The sequence below is a fragment of the Actinomadura sp. B10D3 genome, from assembly GCF_039871695.1.
GTDB lineage: Bacteria > Actinomycetota > Actinomycetes > Streptosporangiales > Streptosporangiaceae > Spirillospora > Spirillospora madurae.
Genome location: NZ_JBDPLY010000026.1, coordinates 104029 through 116863, shown reverse-complemented (window position 1 = coordinate 116863; position 12835 = coordinate 104029). Strand labels below are relative to the sequence as shown.

At 71.1% G+C, this 12835-nt stretch carries 17 protein-coding genes and 1 riboswitch; of the genes, 13 read left to right on the top strand and 4 right to left on the bottom strand.

Features of this window, described 5'->3' with window-relative positions; genetic code table 11:
• Positions 1 to 26 precede the first annotated feature (26 nt).
• On the bottom strand, positions 27 to 1862 hold the full coding sequence (locus ABGB11_RS31445) for an acyl-CoA dehydrogenase (protein WP_347638766.1): 1836 nt from the start codon (positions 1860 to 1862) through the stop codon (positions 27 to 29).
• 304 nt (positions 1863 to 2166) lie between these two features.
• On the opposite strand from ABGB11_RS31445, the gene ABGB11_RS31440 reads away from it, so the two are divergent.
• The 5 genes from ABGB11_RS31440 to ABGB11_RS31420 all read left to right on the top strand — a co-directional run bounded on the left by ABGB11_RS31440 (position 2167) and on the right by ABGB11_RS31420 (position 7171).
• Complete coding sequence (locus ABGB11_RS31440) at positions 2167 to 3525, top strand: UDP-glucose/GDP-mannose dehydrogenase family protein (protein WP_347638764.1); 1359 nt, start codon at positions 2167 to 2169, stop codon at positions 3523 to 3525.
• A gap of 14 nt (positions 3526 to 3539) precedes the next feature.
• Positions 3540 to 3605, top strand: a riboswitch (guanidine-III (ykkC-III) riboswitch).
• Between the two features lie 31 nt (positions 3606 to 3636).
• A complete protein-coding gene (locus ABGB11_RS31435; protein WP_347638762.1) occupies positions 3637 to 3960 on the top strand; it encodes a multidrug efflux SMR transporter in 324 nt (107 codons plus the stop codon).
• A gap of 104 nt (positions 3961 to 4064) precedes the next feature.
• Complete coding sequence (locus ABGB11_RS31430) at positions 4065 to 4850, top strand: sporulation protein (RefSeq protein WP_347638760.1); 786 nt, start codon at positions 4065 to 4067, stop codon at positions 4848 to 4850.
• A gap of 64 nt (positions 4851 to 4914) precedes the next feature.
• The gene (locus ABGB11_RS31425) at positions 4915 to 6372 is read left to right on the top strand and encodes a hypothetical protein (RefSeq protein ID WP_347638758.1); all 1458 of its coding nucleotides are present in this window, start codon (positions 4915 to 4917) and stop codon (positions 6370 to 6372) included.
• A 52-nt stretch (positions 6373 to 6424) separates the two neighbouring features.
• On the top strand, positions 6425 to 7171 hold the full coding sequence (locus tag ABGB11_RS31420) for an SDR family oxidoreductase (protein WP_347638756.1): 747 nt from the start codon (positions 6425 to 6427) through the stop codon (positions 7169 to 7171).
• Here the strand turns inward: ABGB11_RS31420 and ABGB11_RS31415 are convergent.
• Positions 7158 to 7757 (bottom strand): rhomboid family intramembrane serine protease, encoded by a 600-nt coding sequence (locus ABGB11_RS31415; RefSeq protein ID WP_347638754.1) that lies wholly within the window; start codon positions 7755 to 7757, stop codon positions 7158 to 7160. The genes ABGB11_RS31420 and ABGB11_RS31415 overlap by 14 nt on opposite strands.
• Before the next feature lie 346 nt (positions 7758 to 8103).
• Between ABGB11_RS31415 and ABGB11_RS31410 the strand changes: the two genes are divergently transcribed.
• Genes ABGB11_RS31410 through ABGB11_RS31385 form a run of 6 tightly spaced genes read left to right on the top strand, consistent with a single transcriptional unit; the run spans position 8104 to position 10685 of the window.
• A complete protein-coding gene (locus ABGB11_RS31410) occupies positions 8104 to 8535 on the top strand; it encodes an Asp23/Gls24 family envelope stress response protein (RefSeq protein WP_250362734.1) in 432 nt (143 codons plus the stop codon).
• A complete protein-coding gene (locus tag ABGB11_RS31405; protein WP_347638752.1) occupies positions 8532 to 8921 on the top strand; it encodes a hypothetical protein in 390 nt (129 codons plus the stop codon). The genes ABGB11_RS31410 and ABGB11_RS31405 overlap by 4 nt, the downstream gene beginning before the upstream one ends.
• A 45-nt stretch (positions 8922 to 8966) precedes the next feature.
• A complete protein-coding gene (locus ABGB11_RS31400) occupies positions 8967 to 9155 on the top strand; it encodes a hypothetical protein (protein WP_250362735.1) in 189 nt (62 codons plus the stop codon).
• A complete protein-coding gene (locus ABGB11_RS31395) occupies positions 9152 to 9505 on the top strand; it encodes an Asp23/Gls24 family envelope stress response protein (protein WP_347638750.1) in 354 nt (117 codons plus the stop codon). The genes ABGB11_RS31400 and ABGB11_RS31395 overlap by 4 nt, the downstream gene beginning before the upstream one ends.
• Positions 9502 to 10110 carry a DUF6286 domain-containing protein gene (locus ABGB11_RS31390; RefSeq protein ID WP_347638748.1) on the top strand — a complete coding sequence of 203 codons (609 nt, stop codon included), beginning with the start codon at positions 9502 to 9504 and terminating at the stop codon, positions 10108 to 10110. Before ABGB11_RS31395 ends, ABGB11_RS31390 begins: the two co-directional genes overlap by 4 nt.
• A complete protein-coding gene (locus ABGB11_RS31385; protein WP_347638746.1) occupies positions 10110 to 10685 on the top strand; it encodes an alkaline shock response membrane anchor protein AmaP in 576 nt (191 codons plus the stop codon). The genes ABGB11_RS31390 and ABGB11_RS31385 overlap by 1 nt, the downstream gene beginning before the upstream one ends.
• 117 nt (positions 10686 to 10802) lie before the next feature.
• On the opposite strand, the gene ABGB11_RS31380 is transcribed toward ABGB11_RS31385, so the two are convergent.
• Complete coding sequence (locus ABGB11_RS31380; RefSeq protein WP_347638744.1) at positions 10803 to 11132, bottom strand: WhiB family transcriptional regulator; 330 nt, start codon at positions 11130 to 11132, stop codon at positions 10803 to 10805.
• A 149-nt stretch (positions 11133 to 11281) separates the two neighbouring features.
• Between ABGB11_RS31380 and ABGB11_RS31375 the strand changes: the two genes are divergently transcribed.
• Complete coding sequence (locus ABGB11_RS31375) at positions 11282 to 11734, top strand: GNAT family N-acetyltransferase (RefSeq protein WP_347638803.1); 453 nt, start codon at positions 11282 to 11284, stop codon at positions 11732 to 11734.
• Here ABGB11_RS31375 and ABGB11_RS31370 read toward each other — a convergent pair.
• Positions 11727 to 12119, bottom strand: a complete 393-nt coding sequence (locus tag ABGB11_RS31370; protein WP_347638742.1) for a nuclear transport factor 2 family protein — start codon at positions 12117 to 12119, stop codon at positions 11727 to 11729. The two genes, ABGB11_RS31375 and ABGB11_RS31370, sit on opposite strands and share 8 nt — an antisense overlap.
• Before the next feature lie 63 nt (positions 12120 to 12182).
• On the opposite strand from ABGB11_RS31370, the gene ABGB11_RS31365 reads away from it, so the two are divergent.
• Positions 12183 to 12740 (top strand): TetR/AcrR family transcriptional regulator, encoded by a 558-nt coding sequence (locus tag ABGB11_RS31365; protein ID WP_347638740.1) that lies wholly within the window; start codon positions 12183 to 12185, stop codon positions 12738 to 12740.
• Positions 12741 to 12835 lie beyond the last annotated feature (95 nt).

The following is a 12835-nucleotide window of genomic DNA, read 5'->3' as shown; positions in this document are numbered from 1 at the left end:
GGGCAGGGGCTACAGCGCCGCTCGGGTTAGAACGCCTCTTCGGGGAGGTCCATGACGTCGAGGTTGGTGGCCTCGGTGATGGCCCGCTCGGACGCGAGGCGCGGCAGGACGGTCTGGCAGAAGAACTGCGCCGCCGCGACCTTGCCGGTGTAGAACGCCTTGTCGGAGCCGGAGACGTCCCCGCCGCCGAGGGCGGTCAGCGCGACGTCGGCCTGGCGGAGGAGCAGCCAGCCGACGATGAGGTCGCCGAGGGCGAGCAGCAGCCGGGACGAGTTGAGCCCGATCTTGTACAGCTCCTTCGGCTTCTCCATCGAGCCGAGCGCCCATCCGACCATCGGGTCGATGATGCCCTGGACGTCGTCGAGGGCGCGGCCGAGCAGAGCCCGCTCGTTCTTCAGCCGCCCGTTGCCCGCCTCGGACTCGGCGAACGCCCTGATCTCGCCGGCGAGCACCTTCAGTGCCTCGCCGTTGTCCCGCAGGATCTTGCGGAAGAACAGGTCCTGGCCCTGGATCGCGGTGGTGCCCTCATAGAGGGTGTCGATCTTGGAGTCGCGGATGTACTGCTCGATCGGGTAGTCCTGCAGGAAGCCGGAGCCGCCGAGGGTCTGCAGCGACTCGGCGCCGAGCAGCGCGTAGGCCCGCTCGGAGCCGAAGCCCTTCACGATCGGCAGCAGCAGGTCGTTGATCTTCTCGGCGGTCTCGTCCTTGCGGCCCTCGTGCTCGGCGATCTGCACGGCGTCCTGGTAGGACGCGGTGAGCAGCACCAGCGCGCGCATGCCCTCGGCGTAGGCCTTCTGCGTCATGAGGCTGCGGCGGACGTCCGGGTGGTGGGTGATCGTGACGCGCGGAGCGGTCTTGTCCGTCATCTGCGTCATGTCGGCGCCCTGCACGCGCTCCCTGGCGTACTCCAGCGCGTTCAGGTAGCCGGTCGACAGGGTCGCGATGGCCTTGGTGCCGACCATCATCCGGGCGTACTCGATGACGAGGAACATCTGCCTGATGCCCTGGTGGACGTCGCCGACGAGGTAGCCGATCGCCGGGTGCTTCTCGCCGAGGGTCAGCTCGCAGGTCGTGGAGACCTTCAGGCCCATCTTCTTCTCGACGTTGGTCACGTAGGCGCCGTTGCGCTCGCCCAGTTCGCCGGTCTCCACGTCGACCAGGTACTTGGGGACGAGGAACATCGACAGGCCCTTGGTGCCTGGGCCGGCGCCCTCGGGACGGGCCAGCACCAGGTGGAAGATGTTCTCGGCCATGTCGTGCTCGGCCGAGGTGATGAAGCGCTTGACGCCCTCGATGTGCCAGGTGCCGTCCGGCTGCCGGACGGCCTTGGCGCGTCCGGCGCCGACGTCGGAGCCGGCGTCCGGCTCGGTCAGCACCATCGTGGCGCCCCACTGCCGGTCAAGCGCCAGCTCGGCGAACTTCTTCTGCTCGGGCGTGCCGATGTGCCACAGGATCTGCGCGAAGCCGGGGCCGGACGCGAACATGTAGACGGCCGGGTTGGCCCCCAGCACCTGCTCGGCGACCGCCCAGGTGAGGGAGCGGGGGGCGCCGCTGCCGCCGAAATCGGAGGCGAGGTCGAGGCGGTACCATTCGGCGTCCATCCAAGCCCGGAACGACTTCTTGAAGCCCTCCGGCATCGTCACCGTGCCGGTGGCGGGGTCGAACACGGGGGGGTTGCGGTCGGCGTCCTCGAAGGAGTCGGCGATCGGCCCCTCGGCCAGCCGGTTCACCTCGTCGAGGATGCTGCGCGCGGTGTCCTCGTCGATCTCCGCGTACGGGCCGCTGCCGAGGAGGTCCTGGCGCCTGAACACCTCGAAGAGGTTGAACTCCAGGTCCCGGAGGTTGCTCTTGTAGTGCCCCATTCGAGACTCCGTCTGGTCCGGCGGCGGCCGGGGGCCCCGCTTCTACTGGCAAGTAACTCGACATCATGCTACCCGCTGGTAACCAGTGGTGAACACCCCGCATCGGCCTGAATCTGGGGGATACAGGCCACATCCGTCCCCCGCCCCGAACTCCCGGGTGAGCCGCGTCACCCGGGTCGCGAAGGCCCGCCGCGCCCCGACCGGCGGGTTCGTCCCGCAGGCCCCACCCGGCTACAGCCGCCCCGTACGTGGTGGCAAGATCGAGCGGGCGCGTACACACCCGCGGTGCACGAGGAGGTGCGCAATGCAGCAGGAGGAGTCGGAGGCGCCGAGGCTGACCGTCATCGGCACCGGCTACCTCGGCGCCACGCACGCGATCTGCATGGCCGTGCTCGGCTATGAGGTCCTCGGCGTGGACGTCGACCGCCGGAAGGTCGAACGGCTGGCGTCCGGCGAGGTCCCGATCTTCGAACCGGGGCTGCCGGAGCTGCTCACCAAGGCGCTCGACTCGGGCCGGCTCCGGTTCACCACCTCGTTCGAGGAGGCCGGGGAGTTCGGTGACGTCCATTTCGTCTGCGTCGGAACCCCACAGCAGGAGGGCTCGGACGCCGCCGACCTGACCTACGTCGACGCCGCCGTCCGCTCCCTCGCGCCGCACCTGCGCCGCCGCGCCCTGGTGGTCGGCAAGTCCACGGTGCCGGTCGGGACGGCCGCGCGCCTCACCGGCCTCGTCCAGGAGCTCGCGCCCGCCGGCACCGACGTGGAGCTGGCGTGGAACCCCGAGTTCCTGCGCGAGGGCTTCGCCGTGGACGACACGCTGCGCCCCGACCGGCTGGTGTTCGGCGTCGCGTCCGACTGGGCGGACGCGCGGCTGCGCGCGGCGTTCAAGCCCGTCCTCGACCTCGGCACCCCGGTGGTCCGGACCGACCTCGCCACCGCCGAGCTGGTCAAGGTCGCGGCGAACTCGTTCCTCGCGACCAAGATCTCCTACATCAACGCGATGGCGGAGGTCTGCGAGGCGGTCGGCGCGGACGTCAAGGACCTCGCGGACTCGCTCGCGCTGGACGACCGGATCGGCGGCAGGTTCCTGCGTCCCGGCCTCGGGTTCGGCGGCGGCTGCCTGCCCAAGGACATTCGGGCGTTCGCGCACCGCGCGGAGGAGATCGGCGTCGGCCAGGCGGTGTCGTTCCTGCGCGAGGTGGACGACATCAACCGCCGCCGCCGCGCCCGCACCGTCGACCTCGTCCGGGAGCTGCTCGGCGGCGACTTCACCGGCAAGCGCATCGCCGCGTGGGGCGCCGCCTTCAAGCCCAACTCCGACGACATCCGCGACGCGCCCGGCCTGGACGTGGCGCGCACGATGCACGGCCTCGGCGCGGACGTCCGGGTCTACGACCCGGCGGCGCTCGACAACGCGCGCGAGGCGTTCCCCGAGCTGCGGTACGGCGACAGCGCGTTCGACGTCGCGCGGGACGCCGACGTCGTCGTCCTGCTGACCGAGTGGTCGGACTTCCGGGAGATCGACCCGGCGGCGCTCGCGGACGTCGTCCGCCACAAACGGGTCGTGGACGGACGCCACGCGCTCGACGCCGTCACGTGGCGGAAAGCCGGCTGGGAGTACCGCGCACTGGGACGTCCCAGCGCGGGAACAGGCGGCGCCTAGGGGCCGTTGACGGAGACGAGGGCACGCACTGGCCCTCCCGGACGAGGTGCGTCGTACCCGGCAGGCGAAGACGGCGCGTGACCACAGCCGTCTCGTACCGGGAGCAGAACCATGGCCTGGATCCTCGTCATCGTCGCCGGACTCTTCGAAGTCGCGATGGCCCTGTGCCTGAAGGGCAGCAAGGGTTTCACCGAACCGCTGCCGTCCGCCGGGTTCGCGCTGTTCGCCGTGACCAGCTTCGGCCTGCTCAGCCTCGCCCTGAAGAACCTCGACGTCGGAACCGCCTACGCGGTCTGGGTCGGCATCGGCGCCGTGGGGACGGCCGCGCTCGGCATGGCGCTGATGGGCGACCAGGTCTCCGTCCTCAAGATCGCCGCGCTGGCCTGCATCATCGCCGGGGTCGTCGGCCTCAACCTGGCCGGGGGCGGCCACTGACCCGGCCATTCGCGGGTCGCCACGGCTTGCAGGAACGTAGTGTCCCGTAACAGCGTCTATGGGACGAGAGCGCGGGGAGTCGCTCGAACACGGGAGGACGGACCTTGGTCTTCAAGAAGCTGCGTCAGGCGATGGGCATCGGCGGCCCCTCGATCGAGACGATCCTGCAGAATCCGAACACCACGCCGGGCGGTGTCGTCACCGGCGAGATCACCATCATCGGCGGGCAGTTCAACTCCGACATCAAGACGGTGAACCTCGCCCTGCGCACCCGGGTCGAGGTCGAGTCGGGCGACAACGAGTACTCCTCCAACCTGGAGTACGCCAAGATGCCCGTCGCCGGCGGGTTCAGCCTCCAGGAGGGCGCGCGGCACAGCGTCCCGTTCCAGTTCCCCATCCCGTGGGAGGCGCCGCTGACCCACATGTACGGTCGGCCGCTGCACGGCACCACCGTCGGGATCGCGACGGAGCTGGAGGTCGCGGGCGCCGTCGACCCGGGCGACCTCGACCCGATCGCCGTCCATCCGCTGCCCGCGCAGGAGCGCATCCTCGCGGCCTTCTCCAACCTCGGCTTCCAGTTCCGCAACGCCGACTGCGAGAAGGGCCGCATCTGGGGCGTCCACCAGGAGCTCCCCTTCTACCAGGAGATCGAGTTCTACCCGCCGGGCCAGTACGCGCGCGGCATCAAGCAGCTCGAAGTGACGTTCGTGTCCTACCCGCAGTCGATGGAGGTCGTGCTGGAGCTCGACAAGCGCGGCGGGGTCTTCACCGAGGGCCACGACGCGTTCAGCCGGTTCACCGTCGACTACGCGACCGTCGAGCACACCAACTGGGAGCAGCAGCTCGACGGCTTCCTCCAGGACGCCGGACGCCGCCGCGGCTTCTTCTAGCCACCCCCGGGATCCCCTCCGCGATCTTGATCGCGGAGGGGATCGCCGCGTAGAAAGAGGTTCCGTGCCCCAACCCCCCGGACTCACCCACGCGGAACGGCGCCTCTGGAACGCGTTCCCCACCGGCTCGACCGTCGTGCTCGGCGACGACCGCCCCGCCGGCCCCGACCCCGAGCGGATCGTCCGCGCGGAGATCATCACCCGGCTGCTGCTCGGGGCCTGCGAGACCCGTCCCGGCGCGGTCGCGGCCGTCCGGCTCCAGGGCGCCTACGTCACCGGGCAACTCGACGTGTCCGGCGGCGACGTCGACTACGAGCTGCTCCTGGCGGAGTGCCGGTTCGTCGAGGAACCGGACTTCTCCAACGCCGACACGCGGCAGATGCGGTTCTCGAACTGCTGGATGCCCGGGTTCGACGGCGGCGGGCTCCGCGCGGACGGCTACCTCAGCATGTCCGGGTCGGAGATCGACGGCGAGGTGCGGCTCCCCCGGGCGCAGCTGAGCGGCGGCCTGCGGATGAACGGCACCCGCATCACCGCGTCCGAGCCGGGCAAGTGGGCGGTGTTCAGCGGCGGGCTCGTCGTGGACGTCGGCACCTTCATCCGGGACGCCGAGATCACCGGCGGCGTGCGGTTCGTCGGGGCCCGCATGAACGGCGGCCTGTTCATGGAGCGGACCACGCTGGCCAACCCGGGCCGCATCGCGCTGGACGCGCAGAACATGATCGTCGAGGACACCGCCGAGTTCAGCAACGGCTTCACCGCGCTCGGCACCGTCCGGCTGCGCAGCGCCCGCTTCAACGGCATCCTGTCGTTCTCCCGGGCGCGCCTCGACTCCGGCGACCCGGACCGGATGGCGCTGCACGCCAGCCACATCCAGGCGGACGAGCTGCTGCTGTGGCCGGCGGAGCGGATCCAGGGCCGGGTCTCGCTCTCCTACTCCCGGATCGACCTGATCCAGGATCATCCGGATATCTGGCCGGACAAGCTGTGGCTGAACGGCATGACGTACCAGACGCTGCGCGGCGCCGAGTTCAAGCATCGGCTCGACTGGGTGTCGCGGGACGAGGAGTTCCATCTCCAGCCCTACGAGCAGCTCGCCGCCTGGTACCACGGCATCGGCCACGACGACCTGGCCCGCAAGGTGCAGCTCGCCAAGATGCGGGCCCGCCGCCGAGGGCTGAACCCCGTCGGCAAGGCGTGGAACCACCTGCTCGACTGGACGGTCGGGTTCGGGTACCGGCCGTGGCTGGCGTTCGCGTGGTTCGCCGCCCTGCTGGCCATCGGGACGACGGTGTTCTCGATCGAGCATCCGCGTCCGATCAAGCCGGGCAACGAGCTCCCGACGTTCCACGCGCTGATCTACACCCTGGACCTGCTGATCCCGCTGGACACGTTCGGGCAGCAGCTGTCCTACGACGCGGTCGACTGGTCTCGCTGGGTGGCCTACGGGCTCGTCACGACGGGTTGGGTCCTGGCCACCGCTCTCATCGCGGGCGCGACGCGCGTCCTGCGCCCGAACTAACGCGCGGCCCCCGACGTCCACCGGGATAGGGGGTCGACGAGAATGGAAGGCCATGGGCACGTATCTGATCACGGGCGCCACGGGCGGAATCGGCACGGCGGTGGCCGAGCTGCTGCGCGAGCGCGGGCACGACCTCGTCCTCGCCGGCCGCTCCGCCGAGCGCCTGGACACGCTCGCCGCCGCGCTGCGCGGCGGCGCGAACGCCGCCACCCAGGTCATCAACCCGGGCGCGGTCGCCTCGCCGCCGCGCGCCGCGACCATCGCCACGATCCCGCTCGACCTGACCGAGCCGCGCCGCATCGAGGCGGCCCTCGCGCTGGCGGGGATCCCGCCGCGGCTCGACGGCCTCATCCACACGGCGGGGATGGTGCATCTCGGGCCGGTCGCCGAGATGGAGGCCGACGAGTGGATCGAGCACCTGTCGGTCAACCTGGTGTCGGCGGCGGAGATGACCCGGCTGCTGCTGCCCGCGCTGCGCGCCGCCGGAGGGCACGTCGTCTTCGTCAACTCCACCGCCGGGCTGCGCGCCAACCCGGAGTGGTCGGCCTACGCCGCGAGCAAGTACGGCCTGCGCGCGCTCGCCGACTCGCTGCGCGCGGAGGAGCCGTCCCTGCGCGTCACGAGCGTCTACCCCGGCCGGACGGCCACGCAGATGCAGCGGAGCGTCCGCGCCCAGGAGGGCCACCCCTACGCGGAGGAGGACTTCGCGGCCCCCGGCACCGTGGCGCGCGTCCTCGTGGCCGCGCTGGAGACGCCCCGCGACGCGGTGGTCTCGGACGTCACCGTCAGGCCGAACTAGGGTCCCGGCGCAGCACCCACGAGGCGAGGACGCCGCCGAGCAGCCCGAACAGGTGGCCCTGCCACGAGATGGTCGGGTCGCTCGGAAGGACGCCGAGCAGCATCGTCCCGTAGACGGCCACGACGCCGACCGCGATGCCGATGTCGAGCAGCCGCCGCTCGAAGATCCCGCGGCCGACGAGGTAACCGAAGAACCCGAAGATCAGGATGCTGGACCCGAGCGTGTTCGCGGAGCTGATGAACCACACGCCGAGCCCGCCGACCACGATGATGATGAGGCTGGCGACGAGGAACTTCGCGATCCCCCGCGCCGCCGCGATGAACCCGAGGATGAGGAACGGCACCGTGTTGGCCATCAGGTGCCCGAACCCGCCGTGCATGAACGGCGCGGTGAAGATGTCCGGCAGGTCGTCGACGTCCCGCGGCTGGATCCCGAACCGGTCGAGCCACCCGTTGCTCGTGTAGTCGACCGCTTCCAGCACCCACATCACGGCGGTCACGGACAGGATCAGCACGCCCGCCGAAAGCGCGCGAGCGCCGTGCCTGGCGAGCGATTCGGAACGCTGCCGGTCGGGGGTATAGCTCATATCAGCCACCGTATGTCTGGACGTCCCTGGGTGGTCAACGCTCGGGACGCCCCGAAGGTGCCAGGCCGCCGAGTCTGGGCGTCAGCGCCCGCGGGCAGGACGCGGGCCAGGCCGGTCCTTCCAGCACGGACGGGCCCGTTCGGCGTCGGCGGCGGTGCGGTCCCCACCTGCCCCTGAGCCTCACCCGCGACGAAGTAGATCGTCATTGTTCCGAGCTTTGGCCAAATGTCGGTTTTGGGTGACGCTCCGTGAGCATCACTCGCACGTCAGCCGACACATGCGCGTATGGGGGGGCATCGTGAGCCAGGATGACAGGCAGGGCGCCGGACAGGGCGCGGCTGGGACGATGCGCAAGCGAGGAGCCGACGGAGGGTCGAGCGAACTCGTCACCTCCGGCGGCAATACCAGGATCGCCGACGACGTCGTCGCGAAGATCGCCACCATGGCCGCCAGGCAGGTCGGCGGCGTGCACGAGATGGGCGCGGGCATGTCCCGGACGCTCGGATCGGTCAGGGAGCGTCTGCCGGGCGTGGCGGCTGACACCACGCAGGGCGTGGCCGTGCAGGTCGGTGAGCGTCAGGCAGCCGTCGACATCGACCTGGTCGTGGACTACGGGCTGTCCATCCCCGACCTGGCCGCAGCCGTCCGGACCAACGTCGTCAACGAGATCGAGCACATGTGCGGTCTGGAGGTCGTCGAGGTGAACATCACCGTGGACGACGTCCACGTGCCCGGCGACGAGCCGGAACCGCGGCCCGAGGAGTCCCGAGTTCGATGATCACCCCGGCGGACGCGGTGGGCGCGTCCCACCGGCCCTGGTCAGGGGCCGTCGGCGGAACCGGCGCGGCGGCCACCCGCTCATGGGTGGCGGCCGGCGGCCCGGAGCCGCTCGCGGAACTAGCCGAGCAGGTCGCGGAGACGGCCATGACATGCCCGGACGTACTGGGGCTGACGGCCGGTCCACGCGGCTGGATCGTGACCTACCGTGCCGGCCCCCCGTTCGCGGGGGTCGCCGTTCACGAGGCGGTGATCGAGGTGGGGGTGGTCGTCCGGTACGGACGCCCCTTCGCCGAGATCGCCGAAGACGTCCGGCGTCTGGTACGTCCGCTGGCCGGTCGGCGGAAGGTGGATGTGCTGATCGGGGGCGTGGCCGAAGACGGGTGAGCGTCCCGCGGAGCCAAGTGGGAGATCCAGATGGATGTGAAAATGCTGTGGCCTCTGGTCGGACTGGCCTTCGGGGTGGCCCTGGGATTCGCCGGAGCGTTCGGCGGCGCCGGCCCGTTCTTCCTCGTGCTGTTCCTCGGCGCGCTCGGCTTCGTCGTCGGCCGCGTCATCGAGGGCAGTCTCGACCTCAGGGAGATCTTCTCCCCGGGCAGCGCGAGACGGCGGCCGCGATGACGATCACCGAGCGCGGCAGGACGACGATCCGCGACCAGGCCGTCGCGCGCATCGTCGTCAAGGCCGCCCAGGACGTCGAGGCGTCCGGCGGCCTCGGCCGGACGATCGCCGGCGTGACGGTCCCCGGGCGGCGCCCCGCCCGCACCGAGGTGCGGGTGAACGGCGACATCGTCACGGCCAGGGTCACGCTGTCGGTGACGTACCCGATGCCGGTGCGCACCGTCGCCCGCCGGGTGCGCCAGAGCGTCCGCGATCAGGTGACGCGGCTGACCGGACTCACCGTCCGGCAGGTGGACGTCGACGTGGCCGAGTTGAGCCATCCGGCGGCGGGCGAGAGGACCGTGCTGTGACCGCGCGCGCCGGCGCCCGGCCCGCCACGGAGCCGCGCACGCGCGCGACCGGTGCGCGTAAGGCCGACCGGGCCGCCAAGCACGCGTTCCGCGCGCGCCGGGTGCTGCCGGCCCTCGCCGGGGCCTTGCTGATGGCGGCGACCGGCACGCTGACGGCGATCGAGGTCATCTCGGCGTCGCTGGACCGCCAGGCGCACATCTTCCCGTACAGGTGGGTGCAGGACGCGGACTGGAACGACTGGTACGCGCTCGCGATCTTCGCGGCCCTGGCGCTGATCGGTGTCTGCTTCGTGCTGGCCGCGCTGCTGCCGGGCACGTCCCGAATCGTTCCACTCCACGGACGGGACCCGAGCCTGATCATGGGGGTGAGCAGGCGCGGGCTCAAGCGCGTCGTCTCCGCCGCGGCCGAAGGGGCGCCGGGCGTGTCGGGCGTCCGGAGGGTGCGGCTGCGCCGCCGGCAGGTGAAGGTGGTCGCGGAGACACCCGTGCATGCCCCTGCCGGACTGGACGAAGGGGTCGCCGAGGCCGTGCGCGAGCGGCTCGACCAGCTTGGGCCGCTGCCCACCCGCTCGGTCGCGGTGCGAATGCTGCACCGGGAGGGATGATGGACCGCCGTCCCGCGCACGTCAACCGCACCGGCCTGCTCCTGCTCGGCATCGTCCTCGCCGCCGCCGGGGGCGGTGGCCTCGCCCGTGGCCTGGGCGCCTTCGGAGACGCCCGAGCCTCCGCCCCGGTGCTCGGAGAGGCACGCCGCTTCAGCAACGAGCACGGCTGGTTCTGGCCGGCCGTCGCCGCGGCGGCCGTCGTCATGGTCCTGCTGGGAGTGGCCTGGCTGCTCCAGCACGTCCGCTCCGGCCGGTTGCGGGGCCTGGCACTGGAGCCGGACGTCGAGGCCGGCACGACACGGGTGGAGGCCAGGGCCATCGCGGGCGCGCTGGAAGCCGAGATAGGCGAGTACCCGGGTGTACACAAGGTGCGGGCAGGGCTGATCGGTTCGTCGAAGCGGTCCGAGCTGCACCTGAACATCGCCTACGGACAGGACGCTGACCCCGCCGAGCTGCGGCGGCGCATCCAGGACGAGGCCATCCCCCGACTCTGCACGGCTCTCGAACGCGGGTCGATCCCCACCGTGGTGCGCCTGCGGCCCCTGCCCCGAAAGCAACCGGCGACCGTCATCTGAAAGGCGGCGGCACGTTGCCCCAGCGCGAGATCCGGTTCGTGACCCGCTCAGGACCGGCCGGTCATCCAGCCCATCGACAACCCGGTGAACGTACGTGGTCAGCGCAGGTGGATGACACTAGGCGGCCGAGGCGTGCTCGGGCTCCGAGGCGTCGCCGCGGACCACGATGACGGGCAGCGGGCGCCGCGCGGGGGCGTCGGCGGTCCGGCGCAGGTAGCGGCGCTCCTCGGGGGTCGTCCCGCCCCAGACGCCGTCGGGCTCGCCGACCTTCAGGGCCCACGCGAGGCAGTCGGCCTTCACCGGGCAGTTGGCGCAGATCGCCTTGGCGGCGTCCTCCTGCGCCTGGAGCACCGGAGCGGAGTACCCGATCGGGAAGAACAGGTCGGGATCGGCGCCGCGGCAGATGGCGTGGTCGGTCCAGTGTTCCTCGTTCTCGTTGTTGTGCATTGGATCTCCCTGCGCGGCGACGAGACCACCGTGGAGTCCGGAGGTGGTCTCCACTCAGCGTAGTACTACAACTCGTAGTACTACAAGACATGGGTGAACGTTGCAAATTAGCGCCTGGATAACCTGGGAGTGTGCAGCGTGATCAAGAAGTGACCTTCCGCGAGGCGACCGTGGACGATCTGCCCCAGATCGTCCGGCTACTCGCCGACGATCCCCTGGGCGCCACGCGCGAAACACCGGGAGAGGAGATTCCGGAGGCCTATTTCTCCGCCTTCGCCGCGATCGACAAGGACCCCAACAACACCGTCGTCGTCGCGGTGGCCGCCGGGCGGGTCGCCGGCACGCTCCAGCTCACCTTCATCCCCGGCCTCACCTACACCGGCGGCGAGCGCGCGCAGATCGAGGGCGTCCGCGTCGCGGCCGAGTACCGCGGCGCCGGCCTCGGCCAGCAGATGATCAACTGGGCCATCGACCGGGCCCGCGCCCGCGGCTGCCGCGTCGTCCAGCTCACCACCGACCGCCAGCGCCCCGACGCGATCCGCTTCTACCAGAAGATCGGCTTCCGCCCGTCCCACATGGGCATGAAGTACCACCTCACCTGAGGGCCTCCTGCCAGCGCGCCGTGTCGGTGTACTGGTGCAGCCAGGAGATCCTGCCGTCGGTGACGCGCCACAGGTGGGCGAACTCGGCGTCGTAGGGACGCCCGGTGGCCCGCGCCTTGCCCCTGTAGTGCCCGGTCACCACGACGAGCCCGTCGGCGGTCTCGTGCCAGGTCTCGGCGTAGGGCGCCGTGTCATAGGCCGCGAAGACCGGCCCCCAGACCCGCTCCAGGGTCTCCCGGGGCCCGTGGAAGGCTCCGCCCGCATCGCAGGGCAGGCCCGGCGCCGTGTGCGCCTCGAAGTCGGGATGGAGCAGCGCGAGGAGCGCCACCCCGTCCCCCGCCTGGGTCGCGGTGTAGAACCCCCGGACGATCTCGGTCGCCGTCATGGCGCCTCCTTTTTTAGAGGATCTGTTCTAGAATGAACTCACTACTATCACCGAAGGGGAGCCATGGGAAGACCGGCCAAGTTCACCGAGGACCAGATCCTCGACGCCGCCCTGGCGGTGGCGGCCGAGCACGGCCCGGCGTCCGCGACCATCGCCGCCATCGCCGCCCGCCTCGGTGCCCCGTCCGGCTCCCTCTACCACCGCTTCGGCTCCCGCGACCTGCTGCTCGCCGCCCTGTGGATCCGCTGCGTCCGCCGCTTCCAGGAGGGGTTCGTCACGGCCCTGGCGGACGGTGACGCCGTGGCCGCCGCCCTCCACACGCCCCGCTGGTGCCGCGCGCACCCGGACGAGGCCGCGGTCCTCCTGCTCCACCGCCGCCAGGACCTCGCCGCCGCGTGGCCCACCGAACTCGCCGCGGACCTGGAGACCCTGAACACCCGGGCGGCGGACGCCCTGGCCTCCCACGCCCGCCACCGCGGCATCGACCGCGACCGGCTCCTGTTCGCCACGGTCGACGTGCCCTACGGCGCCGTCCGACGCCACCTGCTCGCCAGGCGCCCCCCGCCGGCGTCGGTGGACGACCTGATCGCCCATACCTGCCGCGCCGTCCTCCCCGGATGATCTGCACGCGGTGTGACGGTCAAGCGTACGGAAGGTTTCTTTTGCCGTTCATCTCGGCGTGAAATGCTGGTCACTTGGGTGTGCACGCCGCGTCG

Excerpts from the sequence above, each read along its gene's own strand:
- ABGB11_RS31445 (WP_347638766.1), bottom strand. The coding sequence starts at position 1,862 with ATGGGGCACTACAAGAGCAACCTCCGGGACCTGGAGTTCAACCTCTTC.
- ABGB11_RS31440 (WP_347638764.1), top strand. The coding sequence starts at position 2,167 with ATGCAGCAGGAGGAGTCGGAGGCGCCGAGGCTGACCGTCATCGGCACC.
- ABGB11_RS31435 (WP_347638762.1), top strand. The coding sequence starts at position 3,637 with ATGGCCTGGATCCTCGTCATCGTCGCCGGACTCTTCGAAGTCGCGATG.
- ABGB11_RS31420 (WP_347638756.1), top strand. The coding sequence starts at position 6,425 with ATGGGCACGTATCTGATCACGGGCGCCACGGGCGGAATCGGCACGGCG.
- ABGB11_RS31415 (WP_347638754.1), bottom strand. The coding sequence starts at position 7,757 with ATGAGCTATACCCCCGACCGGCAGCGTTCCGAATCGCTCGCCAGGCAC.
- ABGB11_RS31410 (WP_250362734.1), top strand. The coding sequence starts at position 8,104 with ATGCGCAAGCGAGGAGCCGACGGAGGGTCGAGCGAACTCGTCACCTCC.
- ABGB11_RS31405 (WP_347638752.1), top strand. The coding sequence starts at position 8,532 with ATGATCACCCCGGCGGACGCGGTGGGCGCGTCCCACCGGCCCTGGTCA.
- ABGB11_RS31395 (WP_347638750.1), top strand. The coding sequence starts at position 9,152 with ATGACGATCACCGAGCGCGGCAGGACGACGATCCGCGACCAGGCCGTC.
- ABGB11_RS31385 (WP_347638746.1), top strand. The coding sequence starts at position 10,110 with ATGGACCGCCGTCCCGCGCACGTCAACCGCACCGGCCTGCTCCTGCTC.
- ABGB11_RS31380 (WP_347638744.1), bottom strand. The coding sequence starts at position 11,132 with ATGCACAACAACGAGAACGAGGAACACTGGACCGACCACGCCATCTGC.
- ABGB11_RS31370 (WP_347638742.1), bottom strand. The coding sequence starts at position 12,119 with ATGACGGCGACCGAGATCGTCCGGGGGTTCTACACCGCGACCCAGGCG.
- ABGB11_RS31365 (WP_347638740.1), top strand. The coding sequence starts at position 12,183 with ATGGGAAGACCGGCCAAGTTCACCGAGGACCAGATCCTCGACGCCGCC.